We start from the raw sequence: 24118 nt of genomic DNA on the forward strand, positions 1-24118 counted from the left end.
CTCTCCTCCCGGCGATACGTTGACGCTTATCTTGCCCTCTGAGGCTTCTTCCACGTATTCCTTGAAGGCCATCATCGAAGCATGGTCCTGCAGATAATCATCGGGCGGACTGGGATGGGCGGCTGTGATCTCGATGGGGTCAAGCCCCTCCAGATCTACATCAACAGAATCCATGCCTGTATGCGGCATGACAGCTTCTGTTATACCACCGCTTATTAAAACTGCGGAGATAACCAAAAGACTTATGAACAGCGCTTTTTTGCCTGCGAACATATTAACACTCCTATTTTTAATTTTATTTTGCTCGAAAGATTGATTGCTGTTACTCCCCGATTTTTGGACGTTTTGAGTCGACTTGTAGCAGCCGATGAACTAATTGATAGGACAATAAAATTAAATCTGCTTTGCTAATATGTTAATAAGCTAAAGTTATCCGGCAAAATTTATCCACCTCCAGATTAATTGCTGCAGGAGCTGAAGTCAATATTATTCCAGGGAATGAAAAGGACCAGCAATTAACACAAAAGAAAAATGTCCTTTTATGTATTCATACACATTATTATAGCAGAAGATCGCCCCGGAAAAAACCATTATTTTTGGTTTTTATCCGAAACATAGCGAAGTGATACTGGAAAATTTCATTGTGAACAGAGCATCATAGCTTCCAATAATAAGCAGTGTAAATATGAATATGATTCGATAGCCTGAATCCAGATAAAAATTTACAGGCACCGGCCCAATTGTCCGATTAAAACTGCCGTCAGGCAGGAATCCTCGAATAATGAGCCGGTGCCCGATTAAAATCGAAAGCGGGTTATTTAAATCTTTTTTATAATTTATCCCTGTAGATTCTCCAGAATGGATCTGCAGAACTGATCGGCATCAAAGCCGAAGTATTTGCCCACCTCTTCCCCGGGAGCGCTTCGGCCAAATTCTTCCATGGACAATATCATATCATCCGAACCTATAAACTGGTACCAGCCCTGACCCACTCCCGCTTCTAACACAACTCTCAGAGAGGAAGTCGGACTCAGCATCTCTTCATCCTCCTGGAGAGAGCGGAAAAATTTCTCTCTATCAGGCACGGATATAACCCGGGCTTTTACGTCTTTTTCCTCCAGCCTGCGGGCGGTTTCCACGGCCAGTGAAACCTCACTCCCGCTGGCCATCATAATTACTTCCGGATCTGCAGCTTCTTTGAGCACATAACCCCCGCGGGAAATTTCCGGCTCGCTGTCCTTTTCCAGATAGGGCAGCGTCTGACGCGTAAGTATAAGTGCGGTAGGGCCTTCTCTGTATTCCAGCGCCTGCTGCCAGGCCTGACAGGCTTCTTCGCTGTCGGCCGGCCGAAGAACCTGCAGGTTGGGAATCAGGCGCAGCGATTCCAGATGCTCAACCGGCTGATGAGTCGGGCCGTCCTCCCCTATAAAAATCGAGTCGTGAGTGAATACATAAATATTGGGCAGCCCCATCAAAGCTGCCAGTCTTATAGCAGGCCTCATGTAATCAGAAAACACCAGAAAAGTGGCTGCAAAAGGTCGTATGCCCTCATGGAGCGAAATTCCGTTGACGACTCCGCCCATGCCGTGCTCGCGCACACCGAAACGGAAATTACGACCGGCAAAATCATCCTCCTGAATCTCGCCCATATTTTCCTGGTAGGTTTTGTTCGAGGGCGCCAGATCAGCAGAGCCTCCTACAAGATAATCAATCTCCTCCATAACGGTGCTCAATACTTTGCCGGCGGATTTTCTGGTGGCGGTGTCAAGTTCGAGATCGAGCTCCTCCAGGCTGCCATACAGACTTTCGGGAATTTCCAGATCGTGGGCACTCTGCCAGCTCTCATGCAGATCGGGATTAGACTGCTGCCAGCTTTCGAACTCATTCTGCCAGGAGAGATATTCGTCGTTGAGCTCAGCCCTTCTGTCCCGCCAGAATTCCCGCACCTCATCAGGTACATAAAACTTTTTCTCAGGAGGGAATCCGATGTTTTCTTTCAGCCCCTTTATCTCTTCTTCTCCCAGCGGAGCCCCATGTGAACCTGCGTCCCCTTCCATGGTGGGCGCGCCCTTAGCGATTTGAGTATTTACCTCGATAAGGGTGGGCTTATTTTTTTCTTTTTGAGCTACTTTTACAGCCTCTCTGAGTTCATCGTAGTCATAACCGCTGACCGACTCGATCGTCTGCCAGCCAAAAGCATCGAAACGAGCGGGCACATCTTCCGTGAAAGTCAGATCTGTGCTTCCCTCGATAGAAATCTGATTGGAATCATAAAAGACTATCAACCTGCCCAGGCCCAGATGTCCGGCCAGCGAACCGACTTCAGAGCTGATTCCTTCCATCAAATCACCATCGCTGGCCAGGACATAGGTGTGATGATCCACTATTTTATGTTCCTCCGTATTATAACGTTCGGCCAGCATTCTCTCGGCAACAGCCATCCCCACAGCGTTGCTCAAGCCCTGACCGAGCGGGCCGGTGGTGGTTTCAACTCCCTCTGTCTCATTGGCCTCGGGATGACCCGGGGTAGGAGAATCCAGCTGACGGAAATTTTTTAAATCCTCGAGGGAAAGATCATATCCGCTTAAATGCAAAAGCGAATAAAGCAGCATCGAACCGTGACCGGCTGAAAGTACGAATCTGTCCCGGTCGGGCCATTCTGGCTCCTCCGGATAATGAGACATCACTTCGGCAAACAAAAAAGTTCCCAGCTCTGCACATCCCACCGGCATACCGGGATGTCCAGAGCCAGCCTTTTCTACTGCATCAACTGCAAGTCCTTTGACTGTATTTGCTGTCTTTTGTAGCATCTTCATTTCCATTCCCCCTTTATTCTTGAGCATCTTCCCAATCCGAAAGGAATCTCTCTATACCTATATCGGTCAGCGGATGGTCGGTCAGTTTTTTCAGTATCTCATAGGGCAATGTTGCAACGTCGGAACCGAGCTCGGCTGCTCTCATCACATGACGGGGACTGCGCACGCTGGCGGTCAAAACCTGGGTCTCAAAATCGTAATTATCATAGACCTTACATATCCGCTCGATCAATCTCATCCCGTCCTTGGAACGATCATCCAGCCGGCCCACAAAAGGACTTACGAAGGTGGCTCCCGCCTTGGCAGCCAGAAGCGCCTGTGAGGGTGAAAACACCAGAGTGACATTGGTATCAATTCCTTCCTCGGTTAAAGCTTTGACCGCTTTCAGCCCATCCTCCGTCATGGGAATTTTAACCACTACATTATCCGCCCAGCCGGCCAGTTCTCTAGCCTCTTCTACCATCTCGCTCGCTTCCAGACTGATAACTTCGGCGCTGACCGGCCCATCTACTATAGAGCAGATCTCTTTAACCCTATTTTCAAAATCTCCTCCTTCGCTGGCAACCAGCGAGGGGTTGGTCGTAACTCCGTCTATTACCCCCATCTCAACCGCCTCTTCTATCTCCTCAATGTTGGCAGTATCGATAAATAATTTCATAATAAAAACCCCCTTGCAGATTGCTTTTGTCAATTTATCTCCTATTTGATCAATTTGACGTTATTCTGGTTCAGTCCTGTAATATTTCAATAATCTCTTTTCTTCTCAAACAAAAATATTTCTCTCCGCACTTCTTTAAAAATACAAGCAATTCAGACCTGCCATAATAAATTATAACACATTATCTTAACAATAGAAAAGCAAAATGGTTTACAAAGATAAATACTGGAGAAAAAATCGTTTATTGTATTAAATCTTCTGCTCTGACCAACCCAGATCACTCTGATGGTGACATAGTCTCTTACTACGGTGAAATATTTGTGGAATTGGCCGAAAGTGACTTCATAAATTATTAATAAGCTGGAATGTTTATAATCAATATCATCATATTTCTTCGAAAAATTTTGAGTATCACTTTACTTTATATTTTCCAGCTATCATTGTCATGATAGTGATCTTATACGATATCTATCAACTGATAACAAGAAGAACCGCTTAATTAGGCCATATGGAGTAATTTAACCTTCTTAATGGTTGTTTAATTTTGAAAATTTGAAAAAAACAGATAAAATGCATTATAATATTTACAGATTAGAAAGTAAGGGCAAAGCTTTCCGGTTTGAATGAAACCGGCTGTTTTTTCCGATCCTGGGGTTTTTGCTGTTTTAGGGGGGATAATTTTTATTAAAGAATCTCTGCAGAATCCAAAAAAATCATAATCTTGAGGTGATTTAGGGTGCTTGATTTCATACTTAACATTAATGATGTTATCAATGAAATTGTCTGGGGCCCTCCCTTTATCATCTTTCTTTTGGGCACAGGACTTTATCTGACCATAAGATTAGATTTTTTCCAATTCACACACTTTGGCCTGTCCTGGAGGGAAAGCTTTGGGCGATATTTCAGCAGAGCTGAAGAAAAAGAAGGCGGGGTCTTATCCTCCTTTCAGGCCATCAGCTCTGCTATGGCGGCCACTCTTGGTGTGGGAAACATAGCAGGGGTCAGCACGGCGTTGGCCCTCGGTGGTCCGGGAGCTGTATTCTGGATGTGGATTTCAGCTCTGGTCGGAATGGCCACCAAGTTCGGAGAAGCCGCCCTGGGAATTAAATACAGGGAAAAAGTTGGAGATGGCTTTTCTGGCGGAGTCATGTATTACATCAAAAACGGAATGGGAGAAAAGTGGAACTGGCTGGCCCTGCTGTATGCATTTTTGGCCGGTGTAGCTGCCCTGGGCATCGGCAATATGGTTCAGTCTAACACTCTGGCCGAAGCCGCTCGCGATGGTTTTGCCGTCCCCGAATACATCACGGGAGTCGTGGTAGTATTCTTCGTGGCTCTGGTTATTCTGGGCGGAATCAAACGAATCGGTCGGGTGGCCGAACGTCTGGTACCCATAATGGCTGTCTTTTATATTATAGGCGCAATAATAATTCTAATACTCAATATCACGGAAATCCCCGCTGCCTTTGCCGATATCTTCCGGCTTGCCTTCAGTCCAGCTCCAGCTGCGGGCGGATTTGCCGGTGCAACAGTCAGAATGACTCTCCAGTTCGGTGTAGCCCGCGGAATCTTCTCGAACGAAGCCGGGCTGGGAGCTGCTTCGATAGTTCACGCTCAGGCCAAAAATAAGCCAACCCGCCAGGGAATGTGGGGAATCTGGGAGGTCTTTATAGATACCATCATAGTTGGCACTATGACTGCTCTGGTGGTGCTGGTTACCGATTCCATTCCCACCGGAGAAACCGGAGTCGTTCTGGCTACTGAAGGTTTCACCAGAGGTCTTCCGGGGCCAGGAGGCTACATCATCAATATCAGCATCATAGTCTTTGCCTACACCACCATGCTGACCTGGTCTTTTTATGGCGAAGAAAGCTGGCGTTACATCTTTGGTAAAAAAGCAGTTATGCCCTATAGATTTATCTTTTTGATATTCCTCTTTATCGGTGCTGTCGGCGCTCTGGAACCCATCTGGCTTTTGGCTGATACTCTCAACGGTCTGATGGCAGCCCCCAACTTAATCGCGCTGATCTTTCTGGCCAAAAAACTGGCCCAGGAAAAAGACGATTACCTGGTTGAGCACAAGCAGTCCGCTTAAAGGAATAACTCCCCCCCCCGCAAAACAGCAAAGCCAGAAGCAGAAGAGTTTTTTCCTCTGCTTTTTTTATGTTTACTTTCCCATATTTTAATCCATTATGTTAAATCATTAAGTCTTTTTATTTGAAGTTTTAAATTTTCTATATAGCTGAACTGTTTATCCCCTCTGTAAAACTTGACATCAGGCTGTGATAAGTTATAATGATTTAATGATAAGTAAAATACTAAAGATTAAGTACATCTGGCAGAAGCTGGATAATTCACAGGAGGTAAAATCATGAAAATTCAACAGGGAGTTTCGGAACTAATTGGAAATACCCCGCATTATCACCTGCAAAATCTGGGTAAAGAAAAAAACAGCGAAATATATCTAAAGTTAGAAGCCTATAATCCGGGATCCAGCGTTAAAGATAGGGTTGCTTTCGGAATGATCAGAGAAGCAGAGAAAAAAGGAGAGCTTTCAGAGGATGGAGTGATCGTCGAACCTACCAGCGGCAATACAGGTATCGGCCTGGCCATGATCGGGGCCGCCCGCGGCTATAAAGTTATTCTGACAATGCCCGACAGCATGAGTCAGGAGAGGCGCGATCTGCTGCGGGCTTTCGGAGCCGAGCTGATTTTAACCGAAGGCGAGGATGGCATGAACGGTGCTATCTCCAGGGCTGAACAGCTGGCGGAGGAAAATGAAGATTATTTTATGCCGGATCAGTTCAACAATCCGGCCAATCCCGGAGCTCACAGGGAAACGACCGCCCAAGAAATCCTCGATGACTTCGGAGAGGAACTCGATTATTTCGTGGCAGGAGTGGGAACAGGAGGCACCATAACCGGAGTGGGGCAGGTTCTCGAAAAAGAAAGCCCGAATACAAAAATTGTGGCAGTGGAACCGGAAGACTCACCGGTACTCTCAGGGGGAGAGGCTGGTTCTCACGGAATTCAGGGCATTGGAGCCGGTTTTGTGCCGAATATAATCGAGCAGGATTTGATCGACAGTATAGTCACGGTGGGCGACGCTGAAGCTGAAGAAAAAACCCGCGAACTCGCCCGCCAGGAGGGTTTGCTGACCGGGATATCCTCGGGAGCGGCTCTGGCTGCAGCTTTGAAGGTGGCCAAAAACGCCCCGGATAACAGTACTATTCTGACTGTGGCACCTGATTATGGCGAGCGTTATCTCTCAATGGAAATATTCGGTTCATAACATCTCAAAAATCATCCTGACGGGGACCTAAATCTCTATCCTGAAATCTTCTCTGGCCTTTTTCATCTCTTTCTGGCCTGGCTTCCGGAGGTTCATTTCGGGCGGCCGGGGATGAAAGATCCAAAACTGCCCCCGATCCGATATCCTGACGATAGTGTTTGTCCTGAAAACCTATCATCTCTACAGCTCGATTGACCCTATCGACAGCCGTAAAATGATCGCCAGCCAGCGCTGTTATTCCCAGCACCCGGCCGCCTGCGGTCATAAACCGGCCGTCTTGTTCTTCCATCCCATGGTAAAATATATGAACGCCTTCCCGCTCCCCGGCCTCCTCCAGCCCGAATATCTCAAATCCCTGCTCACAGGCCAGAGGATAACCTCCGGAGGTCAGCATTATATTTACCGAGCTTCGATCCTGCCAGTCCATCTTTCTGCCCTTAATTTCACCCTCGGCCGTCTGCAACAGCTTTTGAGCCAGAGGCTCTTTTAATCTGGGCAAAATCAGCGGAGCTGCTGCAGAAGAGAGGCCCGGCTTTAAAGACGCAGCCCTGGGGCCGGCCTCACCCATTATCAGTTCGACTTCCAGAAGTCCACGCGGATTTATACCTCTCTTTTTCAACCCCTCGAATATCGGCATCATAATCTGCCGGTATATCTTTTGATCTTCTGCCAGAGAAATCGCCGGCAGAGGGGAATAACCTCCCATGCCGGGAGTTAAGGGGCCTTCTCCTCCGGAAAATACCCGACGGCAGATCCGGGCTGAGGAAAAAGGCAGGAGTGTTTCGCCATCGCTCAAGGCAAAAACTGCCATGCGATCGCCTGCTGGAATCTCATCAATGATTATTCTTTCTTCCCCGGAAGAAGCTGACCTGAAACCGAGCTGGTCGAGCTTTTCCCTGGCACCGGAAATATTATCGGCGGTCAAAATTAACCGTTCTTCTACTGAGGAGCTTTCATCGGATTCTCGCCGCAGCTGCAGGGGATAGTCAGCTTCCTGTAGAAATTTTTGAGCGCTTTCGCGGCTGGAAAAAACTCCGCGATCGATAACCGGTATATCATCTTCCTGAAAAAACCGGGTGGAGGCCGCTGAAGATCCTGTTAACTTTAACAGCTCCCGGGAAGGTGCCAGCACCCCTGTCTTCGGACAGTTTGCTGCCAGAGCTTCTAAATCAAAATCGGAGCTGCCGGCCTTCATAAACTCTGGCCCCATCAACAAAAGATCGATGTTATTTTTTTTGACAATTTTGCCGATCTCTTCTGCAGAAGAGTCCGGCGTAACTGCCGCCGATCTGACCAGTTCTCGAACACCCGGCTGACGGGCTGTCTTTCCCGCGGCAAAAATTTCGGCCACTTCTTTTTCGCGGGCCAATTTCCAGGCGAAAGCATGACATTTTATATTCTGGGCCATCAATAGCAAAACCTTCATATAAGTTTCCCCCTGCTTTCAGTTTTCAGCTGCAGATATCCGAAAAGAAATTTCAGAGAATCTCAGTTATTCAGAATTCCTGCCCTGTCGATGATAGCCTCTCTTTCGGGGCCGGTGCTGATCAGACTGATCGGTGTCTGAGTTTCTTTTTCTATAAGCTCGACGAGTCGTTGAGCAGAATCCGGTAGCTTCGAATAATTCTGACAGCCTTCTATGTCCTCATCCCAGCCGGAAAGAGTTTCGTACTCAGGAGTAAAATTGCTGCTGGACACCTTTGCGCTGATTTCGGCCGGCATAAACTCATATAGTTCTCCATTTTTCCGGTAAGAAGTACAAACTTTTATCTCATCGAGGCCGCTCAGCACATCTATCTTTGAAAGCACCAGCGAAGTGAGACCGTTAAAATTGACCGCATGCCGAAGGGCCGGGAGGTCCAGCCAGCCACAGCGGCGGGGGCGCCCGGTGGTGACTCCAAATTCTCCTCCCTTTTGACGGAGAGTCTCGCCCATCTCTCCCTCTAACTCGGTGGGCATTGGTCCCTCTCCCACCCTGGTGATGTAGGCTTTGCAGACTCCCAGCACCTCATCCAGACGTGTGGGGCCAAAGCCGGCTCCGGTAGAGACGCCGCCGCTGCCGGGATTGGAGGAGGTCACATAGGGATAGGTGCCAAAGTCAAGATCGAGCAAAGCCCCCTGCGCTCCTTCGAAAAGAATCTCGCTATCCTGGCGGCGAAGATTCTCAAGCTTAATCACCGCATCGATTATCCTTGATTCCAGCCGGCGGCCAAATCGCAGCAGCTCCTCTTTTACTTCCTCATAATCAAGAGGTGTTTCTTCATAAATATCGACAAGGAGTCGGTTGTGATAATTGACCAGCGGTTTCAATCTCTCCTCCAATCTAGCCTCTGAAAGCACATCGATAGCCCTGAGGCCGCGGCGGCCGACCTTGTCAGCATACGCCGGACCGATCCCGCGTCCGGTGGTGCCAATTTTATCCTCTCCTTTGCGATCTTCCTCCAGATTATCAAGCCGGCGGTGGCCAGGCAGCACCAGATGTGCTCTTTTGCTTATGTATAAATTATCGAAGTCTATACCCCTATCGATCAATTTATCCATCTCTTCCATCAACACGGCCGGGTCTACCACAACTCCGCTCCCGATTATGCATTCAGTTTCTTCATGTATGATTCCCGATGGAATCAAATGAAGCTCGTATTTTTCATCGCCCACAACTACAGTATGACCGGCGTTGCTGCCTCCCGCATAGCGCACAATCACATCAGAAGACTGCGCCAGCCAGTCGGTTATCTTGCCTTTGCCTTCATCTCCCCATTGTGCTCCTACTATTACTCTACTGCTCATAAAATTACCCGCCTTTCCAGTTAGCTTTTCTCAATAAGCAGCCAGTTTCTACATAACAAAAGAAAATTTTGCCATTAGAGATTTTAACACAAGTTAATATTAGCAAATAAGATGCCGGCAGTCAAAAAACTCAGAGAGAGAGAGCAGAGAAAAGAGAGGGAAAAGAAATGGAAGCAAAACTGAACGCACTTTCAGCAGGAATTTTAATCTGTATAAAGAAATATAGAATTACGCGATAAGATTTTAACCTTTCCGATTTAACATCTGATCACTTTTTGTCGATCATACCTGCCGCCGATAATACTGGTCCGCAAACCACCTCTTTTACATAGCAGACTTTTCCGTTCGATTATCTCTTTACCTCTGTTATTAATTGCCAATATATATAATGATCCACAGCAGACAAAATTTTAATGAACGAGCTGGGGGAAATACTATGTCTAAAACTCAAAACCAGAAGGGGAACAGCGCTCTTTTGAGCCTGGAAACTGGCTCAGACACCTATAAAATAGGAGAAGAAGCTATTAAAGCCGGTTTTCTCGCCCGGTTTTCCGAGAACAGTCTCAGCATATTCATGTATTTAGCGGCTGCGGGTGCCCATAAAAATCCCTGCACAATCCGCAGAGAAAAACTCTGCAACCTGCTGCCGGGTGATGTGAGCGATCTCGATTCGGGAATTGAGAAGCTGGAAGAGCTGGGGGCAATCTCTGCTGAAGAGAAATCTCATCCCCGCGGTACGCTGCTGGAACTTAAGCTCTACCCTGAAAAACTGATGCCGGCAGAAACAGCCAGCACTAACCCGAAAAGAGATAAAGGCAGCAGATCATCATCAGAAGATAAAATTTTTGAGCGTCTTTTGGGATATCTGAGCGGGACCATCGATCAGCCGGAAGATGTCAGGACAGAACCCGAGCCAGAGCTGGTGAGCGAGGTAGAAAAATGGCAGCAGGACTTCCCATCTGAACTGCTCAAGGAGCTTTTAAACCGGGTCGAAAAATGGACCGACAATCCGGGCAATCCCTCTCATCGAGCTCATTATTATCTGAGAGCAATTGTGGAAGACTGGTATGAAAAGGAGATATTCACCCTGGAAGATCTGCAGGAATATGACCGCCTTTATCGCGAAACAAGAGAACTGGCCATGATGTACGGCTTTAACAGCTACCATGAGTTAAATCCTATCCAGCTGGAAACCCTGCAGGGCTGGCTGAGCGGTTCACAGGCTTTATCTCTGGAAGCTGCTCTCCTGGCAGTGGAGAAAGCTGTAAAACAAAAAAGCGATGGGCGGCCTTCTCTTGATTATATCGAGAGAAATTACATAAAACCCCTCAAAGAAGCGGGGGCCCGCACCAGAGAAAAGGCCCAAAAAGTGCTGAATGATCGCAGCAATCAGCACATAAAAAAAACCCGAACCGATCGCGAGACCCGGAGAGAGCAAAATTCAGGATCAACTTCTGCTTCCGGGCAAACCTGGAAGGATATGCTCTGGCAGAAGTAAATACTTGACTTAAGATCCAAATCTGGAAAAGCGGCTGAAATTGAATCAATATCTTGTTAAAATGAAAATGCATTAATAACAGCATAAAATCAGTCTAGCAGGGAGGTGCAGGCCTCAAAATCGGGGCCGCATAATTATGGTTCAACAGGATCAGACCGCCTCCGAACTGCGGGAACCGGGCAGAAGTGAGCGGGAATTTCAATTTCTGGGAATTCTTCTGCAGTTTCCCGAAGAAATAGATCAGGCGGCAGACGAAATTCAGCCAAAACACATATCCCATCCTCAGGCCAGGGCAATTTACGAAAATCTGCTCGAGCAGTTTCAGCAGAACGGTTCGATTTCCCGCACAAAACTCATGATCAAACTCCAGGAGGAGGATTTTGTAGAGAATCCGGAGCAATTAATTGAACGTTTAACCTCCGGCTTTAACACCCGGGATGAACTTCAACCCACTATAGACCTGGTCAAGCAGCATTATCAGCGTCATCTGCTGCGCCGCACAGCTGAAAGCCTGGAAAATCTGGCTGACCGCTCCGATCTCACCATAGATGAATACCAGTCACGAGCTCAGGAATTGATATTCGAAGCTACCAGCGAGACTTCAGACGTCGAAAAGCATATCTTTTCCATGGAGGAAGCGCTGCTCAACTCCTATGAGTCTTATGTAGACCGCCGGCATGACCGGGCCGACGTGGGAGTACAGAGCGGTTTTATGACGCTGGATAGAGTTATCGGTGGTTTTCAGAAAGGGCATCTGACGGTAATCGCCGCTTCCACCTCGATGGGAAAGACTGCCTTCGCCCTCAACATAGCCAAAAATGTTTTGGAGCGAGATGTGCCCGTCGGTATCATTAGCCTGGAGATGGCTGCCCCGGAAATAGTTGATAGACTTATAATTCAGGAAGCCGAAGTTAATGCCTGGAAATACAGCCAGGGACACACCAATGAGGAGGAAGATCAGAGAATTTCCCGGGCTTTGAATGATATGCACGAATACCCCCTTATGATCTCCGATGAAAGAGGTCTTAATGTGGCTCAGATCAGAGCCAGGCTGCGCAAATTTAAGGCCAGGCTCGATGAGCTGGGACTGGTCATTATCGATTATCTGCAGATGATTCAGCTCTCCGACGATTCCCCGCAAAATACAGCCCGGGCTATTGGAGATATCGTGCTGCAGCTCAGAAATCTGGCTTCGGAACTGGATCTACCCCTGATTTTGATATCACAGATAAGCCGAAGCTACAAAAATCGCTCGGATCAAAGACCGGTGCTCTCCGACCTGCGCGATTCGGGCAATATCGAGGAGATAGCTGACAGCGTAGTTTTCCTTTACCGGCACGAACAGACAAGTGCCGCCGCCCGCGAACAGGCGGAGATGGAGGGAACAGTAGGAGAAACAGATATAATAGTGGCAAAACAGAGGACCGGCCAGACCGGATCGCTCAAGCTTATTTTTGATGATGACCATATACGCTTTCTCGATCCGGAAAACATGTCGATAGAAGGGAGCATGCCTGATGAAGGATGAGAAAGGCCTGGGACTGAAAATTTTTTATGTTTTCTATAATAATTACTCACAGCTCCAGGAGAAAAATGAGATAAGTCCGGAGCAGTTTTCAGAGATTCAGGAACTGCTGGACAATATTGAAAAATTTGAGGAAGATAAATTGAAGAATAAACTGCAGGAGATCTTCCCTGATTATGAACCGGGGCCGATACCGCATCCGGAGAGAACAGACTCAGGAGCGGACAAAATAATAGAGGACCACTCCCAAAAATGACCAGCTTTTCCTTTATTCTATTTTGAAAAGGACACTCCGATGTTTCATTCAATCTGGTTATCAGTGGAATCCAATAATGTCAAGAATATTTAAGGAGTGCCAGATTTATGCCGCTTTCCGAAAAAAGGAAAAAACACAAAGCGGAAAATACCATAACTATTCCAGCAAAAGTTCTTTATCAGTACGAACAATTTTCTCGCTATAACTCTCCCTATACCTCTCATGAGCGAGGATGTGCGATCGACCTATATCCCCCTGATGACACAGCCCCCTCTCCAGCTGCCGGGGAAATAATTGACATTCAGACCGTGCAGACACCTTCAAAACCATATGCTGAAAAAGAGGATTATCTGATAATTATCGATACTAAAAAAGGAGACCTGGATTATAACACAGGAAATGGAGAGCCGACTATAGCCCGGATAATGCATGTTGAGCCTGCTGTATCGGTGGGGGAGAAGATAGAAGCCGGGGATACGCTGGGTAAAACTGTGCGGAGCGGCTTTTTTGCACCCTGGGTAGAAAATCATCTGCATGCTGGATTCAGAACCCGGGATGCAAATCATTTGAGAGCATCGGGCTCTTTACCCCTGGAGATAGAGGTCGATGTGAATCCTGTCCCCTGGGAAGGTCGAGGGAAAGTCAGGGAGGCTGGAAAAACTTTTGCACTGCTTGATCTGCCGGTGCATCCCGCCCCGGGAGAATTCTTCGCTGGCATAGCAGATGACAGCGGGAATATACCGCTGGATGGTGGATTGCCGCATTTTAGCAGTGGGGGTTCATTCGCCCAGGAAGACCGATCGATCGAGCTTCTGGGAACAGAAGTGGGTACGCTGCAGGGCAGTCTTATAAAGTGGAAGCCGATAAAAGTTTTTGCCAGTAAAAAACCCATTGCCGGCCTATCTTTATTCGCTTCGCTGACAGATCGATTGGGAGCGCGGCTGATCTGTCCGGATGTATCTTTCAAACCAGGAGAATCAGTTGTTGTAGAAATCGAACAGCTAAATATTTAATGCTGTGTTTTGGTTTAGTTTTCGGCCAAAAAATAGTGCTTTCTGCGCGAGACCACAGAAAAATGAAAAACCCCCGGCCAGATCGGAACCGGGGGAGTTTTTGATCGCGTTTTAATTTATGATTTAGAAAAAAGTTTATTCCAGTTCTTTCAGAGAAGCTTCCATTACTTCCAGAGTCTCATCAAGCTCTTCTCGGCTGTGAGCTGCTGAAACAAACATAGCCTCAAACTGGGAAGGGGCTATATAAATGCCTCCCCGCAGCATATTCTGAAAATATTCCGCATAAAGTTCGGTGTCGGAAGAAGTAGCAGTTTCATAATCGACCACCCTCTCATCCGTGAAGAAAAGGCTCAATAAAGATCCGACCTGATTGATAGAGAGCGGCAGATCTATTTCCCGTTTGAGCTCCTCCATGCCCTCACGCAGATAGTCGGACTTATTCTTCAATTCTTCATAAACTCCTTCCTGCTGAATTAGCTTCATCATCTCCAGACCGGCTGTCATGGCCAGAGGATTGCCGGAAAGAGTTCCCGCCTGGTAAACAGGCCCTTTGGGAGCTACTTCATCCATTATTTCGGCTTTACCTCCGAAGGCTCCCACGGGAAAGCCGGCACCGATAATCTTACCCAGACAGGTGAGATCAGGCTCGACCTCATAGTATTCCTGAGCTCCTCCGGCAGCTACCCGGAAGCCGGTCATGACCTCATCGAAGATCAAAACAGCTCCCTCTTCCGAAGTGATCCGGCGGAGAAATTCCAGAAAGCCCGGCTGTGGCGGTACGACTCCCATATTTGCAGCCACCGGTTCCAGGATTACAGCGGCAATATCGTCTCCTTCTTTTTCAAAAACTTTTTGTATGGCTTCCTCATCGTTGTAAGGCACTGAGATGGTCAGGCTGGCCAGATCCTCTGGAACTCCGGGACTGTCGGGCAGACCGAGGGTGGCAGGACCAGAGCCGGCCTTGATCAAAAAGCTGTCGCCGTGACCATGATAATTGCCGGTAAACTTGATTATCTTATCCCGACCGGTATAACCCCGGGCCAGACGCACTGCACTCATCGTCGCTTCTGTTCCAGAATTCACCATTCTCACTCTATCAACGGTGGGAATTAGATCGGCTATTTCTTCCGCCATCTCAGTTTCCACTATGGTCGGGGCTCCAAAGCTGGTTCCTTTGTCCAGCTGTTCGGAAACTGCCTCAATTACATCTTCCTGACAGTGCCCAAAGAGCATGGGCCCCCAGGAGCTGACGAAGTCTATGTACTCGTTACCATCGATATCATAAACTTTAGAACCTTCAGCTCTCTCGATGAAAACCGGCTCCTCCCGCACAGACGAGAAGGAACGAGCCGGGCTGTTGACGCCGCCCGGAAGATACTGACAGGCCCTTTCATATTCCTCACGAGAGCGTTCAAACATCATCATCCCCTCCTGTTAAATTAAATTTGGATAAAATTGATAATAGTCAATCAGTCGATCAAAAATAACTGAGGCTCTGCTTTTTGAGTTTTTCCTGCGTCTTTAAAACTTTGAACTTTACTTCTCCGGTTTCACCTGCTGCTTCTCGGGCAGCCGATTCCAATTTCTCGAATTTATTCTTGCGATCCTGCCCGGAAGTGGCATGAACGACGGTAAAAAGCTGATAGGGCCAGCCCTCAGCTGTCGGCCGGCGATAACAATGGCTGACAAAATCAAATTCGGCCAGCTGGCTGCCAACTTTATCGCATTTTTCTTCGGGAACCTGCCAGACCACCATGGCATTATTTCTAAATCCTGTCTTCTCCTGCGAGACTATGGGGGCAATTCGCTTTAAAATTCCCTCTCTCGAAAGCCTTTTTAACCGGTCGATAACTTTTTCTTCGGAGACTCCCAGATCTTCGGCCAGGCGGGCAAAAGGACGCTCAACCAGCGGTAAATTTGACTGGAGTTCGGAAATAATTTTACAGTCGAGTTCATCCAGAAAAGAGGGCAGCTTTTTCTCCTTTTCGCTGTCCTGTCCCATAAGATCAGCCACCTTTCTCCGATTCAAAATCCAGTTTAACGCCCAGTTTATATTGTTTCAGTCGGGGAAGGCGCAAAAATTCTATGCCTGTTTTCTCCTCCAGCCTTTTAATTTCCTCATCCAGATCATCATCAGGCGGCACCGACAGGGTGAACCACACATTATAACGATGATTGCGCCGGTAGTTATGGGTCACTCCCGGATGCGAGTTGATCAATTCGACAGTTTCATAAAATTTATCGCCGGGAACTTCAGCTGCCAGCAGAAGACTCTGCCAGCCCAGTTTACGGGAGTTAAATATGCCTCCCAGTCTGCGGATGAAGCCTTCTTTTCGCAGGCTCTTTAACCGATCGATAACTTCCTCTCTATCACGGCCGACTCTTTCAGCCAGCTCGGCGAAGGGCTTTGAAGAGAGCTCAAGCCCTTTTTGAGCTTCGGTCAGCAGCCTGCGATCAAGCTCGGAAAGCTTTTCCATCTCATCAACCCTCCTCACTTTCGCGACCGGCAGCTGTGACCCGACACCAGGGATCACCGGCCAGTACGTTATCTTTTGAACTGCCATCGGAATAATAATAAGCCCGGGCCCGGCAGCCCCCGCAGACATCGATAAAGGAACAGGATCCACAACTGCCCCGATACTGCGAAAAGTCTCTCAACCGCTCAAAAATTTCACTTTCCTGCCAGATCTGTGAAAAAGATTTTTCCCTCACATGGCCTGCTGCCACGGGCAGATAAGGGCAGATATGAACATCTCCCTCCGGAAGAATACAGCAGTAGGAGACGCCGGCCAGACAACCCCGGCTGTAGGGAAGAGAAATTCCCATTTCCTCGGCCAGAGCCATGAACTGCGGCGCACAGGTGGGTTTTATCTTCACATCAGCTTCTCCAGCAAGCCGTAAAACTCGTTTGAGCACTTCCTGATGCTCTTCCGGACGTAGAGCTGCCTCTTCTATCTCTTTCCCTCTCCCGGTGGGAACAAGAAAGAAGGGGTGAAAAGAGCGGGCGCCAATTTCCTCGGAGAGTTCGATCATTTCTGTCAGCTCTCCGCAGTTATCCCGGGAAATGGTGGCGTTTATCTGAACGGGCATCCCTTTTTCCGCGCACATCTTAGCTGCTCTGACAGCTTTCTGCCAGGCACCTTCCACCCCGCGAAATTCATCGTGCTGATCCGGCTGATAGCTGTCGAGGCTGATGCCCATCCCCTGCAGGCCGGCTTCTTTTAAACTCGAAAGCCTCTCTTCGGTTAAGCTCACGGCATTCGTGCCCAGAACGGGATGCATGCCCAGCGAGCTGGCCTCGGCAACCAGCTCCTCCAGATCTGAGCGTATAAGGGGCTCACCGCCGCTGAAAATAACCAGAGAAAAGCCCTCTTCTGCTATTTCATTTAAAAGCTGAAGTCCCTCGATCGTGGTCAGCTCTGCCTCCACACTGCCAGAATCGGGACCAGAATCGCGATAGCAGTGCTGACATTTAAGATTGCAGCGGCGGGTTATATTCCAGGAAATCATTTTCATCTTAACGACCCTCTTCCGCAAAATCGAGAGCATGATAGGTTATAATCAAATCAGCTCCCGCCCGACGTATCGAAGTCAGAATCTCATTCAGAATGGCCTTTTTTTCAACCAGATCGGCCTGATCGCCCTGACAGGCCAGGGCAAATTCTCCGCTGACATTATAGGCGGCCAGAGGAACCTCGGTCTCGTGTCGAACACGGTGAATAATATCGAGATAGGCGAGGGCCGGCTTGACCATGACTATATCGGCCCCCTCTTTTACATCACGGCGCACGACCTTGAGCGCTTCCCGGGAATTGGCCGGATCCATCTGATGGGTGGCTCGACCTCCCTCGGCCGGAGCGGAATCAGCAGCCGCACGGAAAGGGCCATAAAAAGCCGAGCTGTATTTAGCCGAATAGGACATGATCGGAATGCGGCTGTAACCCTTCTCATCCAGCTTATCCCTTATGGCTTTTATCCGGCCGTCCATCATATCAGAAGGAGCCACCATATCCGCTCCACTGCGAACATGTGAAAGAGCTGTCTCGGCCAGATAGGGCAGAGTTCCATCATTGATAATTTTACCGTCGCGGTAAATCCCGCACTGGCCGTGAGATGTATAGGCACAGAGGCAGACATCGGTTATCACAAAAAGCTCGGGATATTCCTCATCCAGGAGCCGACAGGCCTTTTGAACCGGACCATCCTCCGCCCGCGCCTGGCTGCCAGTTTCATCCCTTCTTTCATCTTCGGGAATGCCAAAAAGAAGGATAGCTTTAAGTCCGGATTCCAGTATTCTCTCCGCCTCATTTCTCAATTTATCATCGGGAGAAACGCGAAAATTTCCCGGCAGTGTGGGAATTTCCTCCCTGATATCGCTGCCGCTTTTAACAAAAAGAGGATAGATCAGATCATCGACAACAACTCTATTTTCGCTTATGAGATCGCGCAGATTGCTGTCATACCGAAGTCTTCTGGTCCTATTCCTCATCATATTGATCGCCTCCCTATCTTCTCAGCTGAATCAGCTGTTATCTCCTTTTCTTTAAGATAACAGCCCGGATCAGCCGCCCAGTAGCTGCCGGTCAAAGCTTCTGCTCTCGATCTCATGCTGCCACCACAAATTTCAAACCATCGACAGCGGCTGCAGCGGCCCTTTATATACTCCTCGCGCTTTCTCAACTTCTGCAGCAGTTCAACTGGCGAATCGCGCCAGATATCGATAAAAGAGCGCTTTTTGAGATCACCGACGTTATGGGAAAAACTGAACTGATCCGGATGAACTTTGCCCTGCCAGTCTATGCAGGCGATGGCCTGACCGGATCTGTTTCCACCGCTTCGGGCCAGATAGCGGTAAATTTTTTCCGCCCGGGGATCACCCGACTCTTTTAATTTCAAATAAAGATAAACTCCATCTGCCTGATTGGCCACGGTCAATATCTGCCATCTATCAGAGCGGTCAGCCAGATCATCTGCCCGCTCTATAATTTCATCCAGAAGAACCCTTTTTTCTTCAGCGGCCATCATCCTGTCCCTGAAATTGATCCCCCGTCCCTGAGGAACCAGATGATAAAGGCAGAGTCGGGGAATATCCTCTCTTTCCATGAGCCGGAAAATGTCAGAGAGAGCCCGGCGATTTTCTTCCACCATGGTAAAGCGCAGCCCCACCTTTTGACCTATCTCCCGACAGCGGCGAAGCCCCTCTATCGATCTTTCAAAGGCGGAATTATCTCTGCGAAAATCATTATGAAGTTCAGGACCTCCATCGATGCTGATACCGATATAGCTGAGGTCCAGACATTCAAGCCTGCGGGCCCGCTGCTCGGTCAGCAGGGTGCCGTTGCTGGATAGAGCGACTCTGATTCCCAGTCTCCGCGCCCGCTCTATCAACTTTTCCAGATCATCCCTCATCAGGGGCTCTCCTCCGGAAAAGAGCAGGACCGGCACATTCAATTGGGCCAGATCCTCAATGACCTTTAAAGCCTCTCCGGTGCTGATTTCTTCCGGGTGAGGAGAGGATTTTTCGCCGGCATAACAGTGCCGGCAGGATAAATTACAGGCTCTGGTTATATTCCAGACCACCACCGGACCTCTATTTCTCCCGGTGCCGGAGGAGCTGTGCCTGCTCTCTCTGCTGTAACGCAGGCTGTCATCCATACTGTCACTGCCGCTTTCTGCCAGCAATCTTGACAGATTAAGCATTGGCGCTCACCCCTCTTCCGAATTCTGCCAGCACCGCCTGATATAATCCCCTGCAGGTGTACTCTTCGGCAGTTACTGCTACCTCAAGTCCTTTGTCCCGGGCCGTTTCAGCAGTTATAGGTCCGATAGCGGCGCCCTGGCTGGCAAATTCAGCTCCTTCACTTTCCAGCTGATGACAGAGACAGGTGACGGTCGAAGAACTCGTGAAGGTTACCAGATCGTAACTGCCGTCATCTATATCTTCGATCACATCTTCAGGCAGTTCAGCAGCTTCAGTTCGGTAGGCTGTTACTTCATCGACCCACAGACCATCCTCTCTAAGACCTTCTACCAGCAGCGATCTGGCCCTGGGCGTGCGGGGCAAAAGCAATTTATCGTCCGGATTCGTTCTTTTCCTGAGACCGCTCAGAACTTCCTCGGCCACAAATTCCTCCGGAGTGAAGTCCACGGTCAGTTTTTTTTCTTCGAGTTTATCGGCGGTTCGGCTGCCGATGGCGGCCAGTTTCACTCCGGCCAGCTGCCTGATGTCAATTCCCAGCTTCTGAAGCCTGCGGAAAAAGCTGGCCACTCCATTCTGACTGGTAAAAACTATCCAATCGTAATCATCTATATCGGCAAGAGAGTCATCGAGTTCAGAAAAATCCCGGGGTGGAACGATGCTTATCGCCGGAGCTTCGCGGACTACAGCACCGGCCTTTTGCAACCTGCGGGTCAGCCGACGGGCCTGATGAGCCGGCCTGGTATTTAATATTCTCAGGCCCCGCAGCGGACGCCGCTTAAACCAGGAGAGCTTTTCTCCTTCTCCGGCCACCTCGCCGATCACTATGACGGCAGGAGGCGATACCTTATCATCCTCAACATAGCTGTCGACCTCTTTGAGCCGGGAATAGATCGTTTTTTGTCCCGGCCGGGTTCCGCGTTCTATGATAGCAGCCGGCGTCTCGGGCTCGAGCCCTTCTTTTATAAGGCGTTTTTTGATGCGAGGCAGGTTGCCAACTCCCATCAGAAAGATTAGCGTATCAGGCCCCCGGGCCAGATGGCGCCAGCTGTGGCTGCTCTCCTCTTTGTCGGGATCTTCGTGGCCGGTGATCACCGCAGCAGAGGAAGCTTTTTTGCGCATGGTGGCAGGTATGCCGGCATAGGCCGGCACGGATAAAGCTGAAGTTATACCGGGTACAACCTGAAATGCAATTCCGCGCACCTCAAGATAGGCAGCTTCTTCTCCGCCTCTGCCGAAAAGAAAAGGATCGCCCCCCTTCAGACGGACTACTTTTTTGCCGGCGGAAGCTTTATCCACCATCAGCTGATTAATCTCTTCCTGAGTCAAACTGTGAGCTCCCGGTTTTTTTCCGGCGTAAATCAATTCGCATTCTTCTCCGGCATGATTGAGCAGGGAGGTTTCGATCAGCCGATCGTAAATAATAATATCTGCCTCCTCCAGCAGCTGACGTCCCCGACAGGTTAAAAGACCGGGATCACCAGGACCGCCGCCGACCAGATAAACCTCACCGTGAATTTCATCATTCATCATTTATACCTCCTTATCGAGCAGCCCGGCTGCTCCCCGGGCGAGCAGTTCTTCAGCCAGCTCGACGGCCAGTTCTTCTCCTTTTTCGAAAGGGCCCTGTCTGCTCCTGTGATAATACTCCTCTCCTCTTTCACCGCCCACCATACCAGAGATCTCAATCCTGTCCTGCTTTACGCGGGCATAAGAGCCTATAGGCACATGACAGCCGCCGCCCAGTGCGGCCAGAAACTTCCTTTCAGCAGTCAGACAACGGGCTACCTTCTGATCTTCTATGCTCTGCAGTATTTTTTCCGACCAGGAGCTATCTTCTCTGATTTCCAGAGCCAGCCCTCCCTGGCCGGCAGCCGGCAAAAATTCATCGGGTGGGAAATATGCTGTGACCTCTCCACTCCTGTCCAGACGTTTAAGTCCGGCAGCTGCCAGGACCAGAGCGTCATAATCCTCATCCTGGAGCTTCTGCAGCCGGGTATCGACATTGCCCCTTATCCCGCGAACCTGCAGATCGGAGCGCCTCTGCAGAAGCTGGGTCTGCCGGCGCAGGCTGCCCGTGCCTACGACAGCCCCCCGGGGCAGATCTTCCAGCCCTGAAAAGCCGGGAGCTATAAGAACATCGCGGGGATCCTCACGAATAGGCAGCGATCCCAGTTTTAAACCGTCAGGCAGCTCGGTGGGAACATCTTTGAGACTGTGCACGGCCAGATCTATCTCACCGTTCAAAAGGGCCTTTTCAATTTCTTTGAGAAAGATCCCTTTACCTTCGATTTTAGCCAGCGGCTGGTCGATGACTCTGTCGCCGGTAGTCACAATTTTCTCTATTTCAATCTCGATATCCCGGTCAGCGAGGTTATCCTCCAGAGTTTCAGCTATCTCCTCAGCCTGGGTGAGAGCCAGCTCGCTGGCCCGGGTGCCTATCACTATTTTTTTTCTCTTCATTTGTGCTCACATCCTTTGCCTGTTCATTGCTTTTCAGATCAAAAATTTTTCTCATCAATGATTTTATCGAGTTCAACTTTCAGAGAGGAGGGCAGCAGTCCCCTCAGAAAATCGAGAGCTGCCTTAATCTCTCCCCGGCGGAGATATTCGACCGGTGTCTCTCCTCCCGCTTTTTGCAGAAGCTTCCGGCGTCTTTCCGGGTCAACTGAGCTTTTGATTAGAGGTCTCATCTCCGCCAGTATCTCCAGATAGTGAGCGAATACCTCCCCGAAATCCCCGGAAATTTTTCGCTTAACCTCGGCTGCCAGGGCCGGACTGGCTCCTCCGCTGCAGATGGCTACCTGCAGCGGTCCCCTGCGGCAGACAGCTGGAACGATGAAGCTCGAAAGTTCTTTATTATCGATCACATTTACCAGCACGTCCCGGTCATGAGCCAGGCGGGCAATTTTTCGGTTGGTGTCGCTGCTGGAGGTAGCGGCTATTACGAAATTAAAACCGGCCAGATCGCCGGTTTGAAAAGAACGCTTATGATGGGTTATTTTTTCTCCTGCCAGAAGCTCTTCTGTTTCTGCTGTCAGTTCGGGGCTGATGACGGTGATTTTAGCTCCGACTTCCAGAAGCCCGGCAATTTTTCGAGCAGCCACGCTGCCGCCCCCCACTACAAGACAGTCCATATATTCAGGCCTTAAAAAGACAGGATAGTCCTTCATTGCCAGGAATCCTCCTGAACTTCCAGAGCAAACAGACGGGAGACGGTCTCGAATAGATCTCCGGAAGTCTCACAGGAACCGTTCTGCTCGATCATCTTTTTGGTCTGGATCATGGGATGGTGCAGAAGCTTTTTTACGATCTGACTGGTCAAATCTTCCAGCACCTGTCTTTCGCAGCGCGAGATCTCTCCTCTTACCTCCTCAATTCTCTCTATGGCCCGCTCCAGTTCCTCGAGCCTTATCTCCTCACCTTTTTCCTGCATCGCTTTGATCAGTGGGACTGCCTGACGCTCTCTGCGCCAGCAGATATAATTCTCCTTTTCTTCAGCTATTATCTCCTCCACCTGAGCTAAAGCTCTCGATCTCTCTTCAAGACCGGAATCGACAACTTCTTCCAGATCATCTATCATATATAAGCTGACATGGGACAATTCTTCCAGTTCAGGATCTATATCCCTCGGTACAGCCAGATCTATCATCAGCTGGGATTTATCCCTTTCGTCTATAATCTCACCATGTTTGTCCCGCCAGATAACGTAATGAGGTGCAGCTGTACACCCGATGACGATATCAAAGTGATCAAGCATCCGGGGGAGTTCATCGATTTCTATAGCTTTTCCTCCCACCCTATCGGCCAGTTTGGCCGAGCGCTCATAGCTGCGATTGGCTATGGTTGGAGATTGAACTCCTCTTTCCAGCATATTTTTCATGACAGCTCGTCCCATCTCGCCTGCCCCCACGATAAGCATGCTGCTTTTTTCCAGCGCCTTCAGCTCCTGACGGGCTATTTCCACGGCAGCATATCCCACTGAGGCAGCATTTTCGGAAATTTCTGTTTCTGTGCGAGCCCGTTTTCCGGTCCTCAAAGCTCTATTGAAGACTTCGTGAAGATGGGTATCACAGCACCCATGTTCTTCTGCGGTATTATAAGCTTCTTTCACCTGATTGAGAATCTGCGGCTCGCCCTTGATCATCGAATCTCCTCCACAGGCAACTCTGAAAATATGCTCGGCTGCCTTCTCTCCCCGACACCGGTAAAGGGCATCCTGAAGATAATCAGCCCGGCTGGCTTCCGAGTGCAAAAAATCTTCGGCCCGCTCAAGACTTGTTTCCGGATCGTCAGAACTCATGTATATCTCAAGACGATTGCAGGTTCCCAGCACTGCACAGCCGGATATTTCCTCATAATCTTTAAATTTTTGAGCCGCTTCGATCTTTCCCTTCGATGTCAGTGCCACCATCTCTCTGACATCGAGAGGAGCGGTATTATGGTTGAGACCTGTACATATCAGTTCATTCATAAAGTCGCTACCTCCGGAGTGAGCATGCAAAAATTTTGAGTCAAAAAATTATTTAATCACTCTGATTTATGATATTCTATAAATCTTTACTGTCTCCTGCT

The 24118-nt window shown here is 49.0% G+C and carries 20 protein-coding genes and 1 pseudogene; 6 read left to right on the forward strand and 15 right to left on the reverse strand.

All coding sequences use genetic code 11. The features are described 5' to 3' along the window. From BLT15_RS08480 to fsa, 3 genes and pseudogenes are all read right to left on the reverse strand, one after another. Positions 1-273 (reverse strand): annotated as a pseudogene (locus tag BLT15_RS08480) (hypothetical protein); the annotation flags it as partial. 563 nt (positions 274-836) lie between these two features. Continuing rightward, on the reverse strand, positions 837-2816 hold the full coding sequence (gene tkt, locus BLT15_RS08485; protein ID WP_345788693.1) for a transketolase: 1980 nt from the start codon (positions 2814-2816) through the stop codon (positions 837-839). Between the two features lie 13 nt (positions 2817-2829). Next, positions 2830-3474, reverse strand: coding sequence for a fructose-6-phosphate aldolase (fsa, locus tag BLT15_RS08490; protein WP_089760698.1), 645 nt, complete (start codon positions 3472-3474; stop codon positions 2830-2832). Between the two features lie 736 nt (positions 3475-4210). Here fsa and BLT15_RS08495 point away from each other — a divergent pair. Further along, a complete protein-coding gene (locus BLT15_RS08495) occupies positions 4211-5569 on the forward strand; it encodes an alanine/glycine:cation symporter family protein (RefSeq protein WP_089760700.1) in 1359 nt (452 codons plus the stop codon). Between the two features lie 276 nt (positions 5570-5845). Next, entirely contained in the window at positions 5846-6766 is a 921-nt protein-coding gene (cysK, locus tag BLT15_RS08500; RefSeq protein ID WP_089760702.1) for a cysteine synthase A, read from the forward strand. A 4-nt stretch (positions 6767-6770) separates the two neighbouring features. On the opposite strand, the gene BLT15_RS08505 is transcribed toward cysK, so the two are convergent. Continuing rightward, positions 6771-8192 (reverse strand): phosphoribosylglycinamide synthetase C domain-containing protein, encoded by a 1422-nt coding sequence (locus tag BLT15_RS08505; protein ID WP_089760704.1) that lies wholly within the window; start codon positions 8190-8192, stop codon positions 6771-6773. A gap of 62 nt (positions 8193-8254) precedes the next feature. Next, positions 8255-9553 carry an adenylosuccinate synthase gene (locus BLT15_RS08510; RefSeq protein ID WP_089760706.1) on the reverse strand — a complete coding sequence of 433 codons (1299 nt, stop codon included), beginning with the start codon at positions 9551-9553 and terminating at the stop codon, positions 8255-8257. Between the two features lie 436 nt (positions 9554-9989). Here BLT15_RS08510 and BLT15_RS08515 point away from each other — a divergent pair, with 436 nt between their 5' ends. The 4 genes from BLT15_RS08515 (at position 9990) to BLT15_RS08530 (ending at position 13845) form a co-directional block, all read left to right on the forward strand. After that, positions 9990-11051, forward strand: coding sequence for a DnaD domain protein (locus BLT15_RS08515; RefSeq protein WP_159429876.1), 1062 nt, complete (start codon positions 9990-9992; stop codon positions 11049-11051). Between the two features lie 136 nt (positions 11052-11187). Next, entirely contained in the window at positions 11188-12579 is a 1392-nt protein-coding gene (locus tag BLT15_RS08520; protein WP_089760710.1) for a replicative DNA helicase, read from the forward strand. Further along, positions 12569-12832 (forward strand): hypothetical protein, encoded by a 264-nt coding sequence (locus BLT15_RS08525; RefSeq protein WP_089760712.1) that lies wholly within the window; start codon positions 12569-12571, stop codon positions 12830-12832. The genes BLT15_RS08520 and BLT15_RS08525 overlap by 11 nt, the downstream gene beginning before the upstream one ends. Before the next feature lie 107 nt (positions 12833-12939). Beyond that, positions 12940-13845, forward strand: a complete 906-nt coding sequence (locus BLT15_RS08530; RefSeq protein WP_089760714.1) for a DUF8155 domain-containing protein — start codon at positions 12940-12942, stop codon at positions 13843-13845. A 135-nt stretch (positions 13846-13980) separates the two neighbouring features. Here BLT15_RS08530 and hemL read toward each other — a convergent pair whose 3' ends face one another. Genes hemL through hemA form a run of 10 tightly spaced genes read right to left on the reverse strand, consistent with a single transcriptional unit; the run spans position 13981 to position 24017 of the window. Continuing rightward, positions 13981-15270: a glutamate-1-semialdehyde 2,1-aminomutase gene (hemL, locus tag BLT15_RS08535; protein ID WP_089760716.1), complete on the reverse strand. Its 1290-nt coding sequence runs from the start codon at positions 15268-15270 to the stop codon at positions 13981-13983. Positions 15271-15322: 52 nt separating this feature from the next. Further along, positions 15323-15847, reverse strand: a complete 525-nt coding sequence (gene ahbB / locus BLT15_RS08540; protein WP_089760718.1) for a siroheme decarboxylase subunit beta — start codon at positions 15845-15847, stop codon at positions 15323-15325. 4 nt (positions 15848-15851) lie between these two features. Continuing rightward, a complete protein-coding gene (gene ahbA, locus BLT15_RS08545; RefSeq protein ID WP_089760720.1) occupies positions 15852-16322 on the reverse strand; it encodes a siroheme decarboxylase subunit alpha in 471 nt (156 codons plus the stop codon). A gap of 4 nt (positions 16323-16326) precedes the next feature. Beyond that, positions 16327-17361, reverse strand: a complete 1035-nt coding sequence (locus BLT15_RS08550; protein ID WP_089760721.1) for a radical SAM/SPASM domain-containing protein — start codon at positions 17359-17361, stop codon at positions 16327-16329. A 1-nt stretch (position 17362) separates the two neighbouring features. Beyond that, positions 17363-18337, reverse strand: coding sequence for a porphobilinogen synthase (gene hemB / locus BLT15_RS08555; protein WP_200769727.1), 975 nt, complete (start codon positions 18335-18337; stop codon positions 17363-17365). Further along, positions 18334-19545 carry a radical SAM/SPASM domain-containing protein gene (locus BLT15_RS08560; RefSeq protein WP_089760723.1) on the reverse strand — a complete coding sequence of 404 codons (1212 nt, stop codon included), beginning with the start codon at positions 19543-19545 and terminating at the stop codon, positions 18334-18336. The genes hemB and BLT15_RS08560 overlap by 4 nt, the downstream gene beginning before the upstream one ends. Then, complete coding sequence (gene cobA / locus BLT15_RS08565; protein ID WP_200769728.1) at positions 19538-21073, reverse strand: uroporphyrinogen-III C-methyltransferase; 1536 nt, start codon at positions 21071-21073, stop codon at positions 19538-19540. Before cobA ends, BLT15_RS08560 begins: the two co-directional genes overlap by 8 nt. A gap of 3 nt (positions 21074-21076) precedes the next feature. Further along, entirely contained in the window at positions 21077-22006 is a 930-nt protein-coding gene (hemC, locus tag BLT15_RS08570) for a hydroxymethylbilane synthase (protein WP_089760726.1), read from the reverse strand. Positions 22007-22044: 38 nt separating this feature from the next. Then, positions 22045-22716, reverse strand: a complete 672-nt coding sequence (locus BLT15_RS08575; protein ID WP_089760727.1) for a precorrin-2 dehydrogenase/sirohydrochlorin ferrochelatase family protein — start codon at positions 22714-22716, stop codon at positions 22045-22047. Then, on the reverse strand, positions 22713-24017 hold the full coding sequence (hemA, locus tag BLT15_RS08580; protein ID WP_089760729.1) for a glutamyl-tRNA reductase: 1305 nt from the start codon (positions 24015-24017) through the stop codon (positions 22713-22715). The genes BLT15_RS08575 and hemA overlap by 4 nt, the downstream gene beginning before the upstream one ends. Positions 24018-24118: the final 101 nt, after the last annotated feature.

The organism is Halarsenatibacter silvermanii (assembly GCF_900103135.1).
Classification (GTDB): domain Bacteria; phylum Bacillota; class Halanaerobiia; order Halanaerobiales; family Halarsenatibacteraceae; genus Halarsenatibacter; species Halarsenatibacter silvermanii.

Bases quoted from the DNA above. Each gene is read 5' to 3' on its own strand.
- hemB (WP_200769727.1), bottom strand. From the start codon at position 18,337: ATGATGAGGAATAGGACCAGAAGACTTCGGTATGACAGCAATCTGCGC.
- BLT15_RS08510 (WP_089760706.1), bottom strand. From the start codon at position 9,553: ATGAGCAGTAGAGTAATAGTAGGAGCACAATGGGGAGATGAAGGCAAA.
- BLT15_RS08560 (WP_089760723.1), bottom strand. From the start codon at position 19,545: ATGCTTAATCTGTCAAGATTGCTGGCAGAAAGCGGCAGTGACAGTATG.
- BLT15_RS08505 (WP_089760704.1), bottom strand. From the start codon at position 8,192: ATGAAGGTTTTGCTATTGATGGCCCAGAATATAAAATGTCATGCTTTC.
- cobA (WP_200769728.1), bottom strand. From the start codon at position 21,073: ATGAATGATGAAATTCACGGTGAGGTTTATCTGGTCGGCGGCGGTCCT.
- BLT15_RS08515 (WP_159429876.1), top strand. From the start codon at position 9,990: ATGTCTAAAACTCAAAACCAGAAGGGGAACAGCGCTCTTTTGAGCCTG.
- BLT15_RS08520 (WP_089760710.1), top strand. From the start codon at position 11,188: ATGGTTCAACAGGATCAGACCGCCTCCGAACTGCGGGAACCGGGCAGA.
- fsa (WP_089760698.1), bottom strand. From the start codon at position 3,474: ATGAAATTATTTATCGATACTGCCAACATTGAGGAGATAGAAGAGGCG.
- hemL (WP_089760716.1), bottom strand. From the start codon at position 15,270: ATGATGATGTTTGAACGCTCTCGTGAGGAATATGAAAGGGCCTGTCAG.
- cysK (WP_089760702.1), top strand. From the start codon at position 5,846: ATGAAAATTCAACAGGGAGTTTCGGAACTAATTGGAAATACCCCGCAT.
- hemA (WP_089760729.1), bottom strand. From the start codon at position 24,017: ATGAATGAACTGATATGTACAGGTCTCAACCATAATACCGCTCCTCTC.
- BLT15_RS08575 (WP_089760727.1), bottom strand. From the start codon at position 22,716: ATGAAGGACTATCCTGTCTTTTTAAGGCCTGAATATATGGACTGTCTT.
- BLT15_RS08550 (WP_089760721.1), bottom strand. From the start codon at position 17,361: ATGAAAATGATTTCCTGGAATATAACCCGCCGCTGCAATCTTAAATGT.
- hemC (WP_089760726.1), bottom strand. From the start codon at position 22,006: ATGAAGAGAAAAAAAATAGTGATAGGCACCCGGGCCAGCGAGCTGGCT.
- tkt (WP_345788693.1), bottom strand. From the start codon at position 2,816: ATGAAGATGCTACAAAAGACAGCAAATACAGTCAAAGGACTTGCAGTT.
- ahbB (WP_089760718.1), bottom strand. From the start codon at position 15,847: ATGGGACAGGACAGCGAAAAGGAGAAAAAGCTGCCCTCTTTTCTGGAT.
- BLT15_RS08530 (WP_089760714.1), top strand. From the start codon at position 12,940: ATGCCGCTTTCCGAAAAAAGGAAAAAACACAAAGCGGAAAATACCATA.
- ahbA (WP_089760720.1), bottom strand. From the start codon at position 16,322: ATGGAAAAGCTTTCCGAGCTTGATCGCAGGCTGCTGACCGAAGCTCAA.
- BLT15_RS08525 (WP_089760712.1), top strand. From the start codon at position 12,569: ATGAAGGATGAGAAAGGCCTGGGACTGAAAATTTTTTATGTTTTCTAT.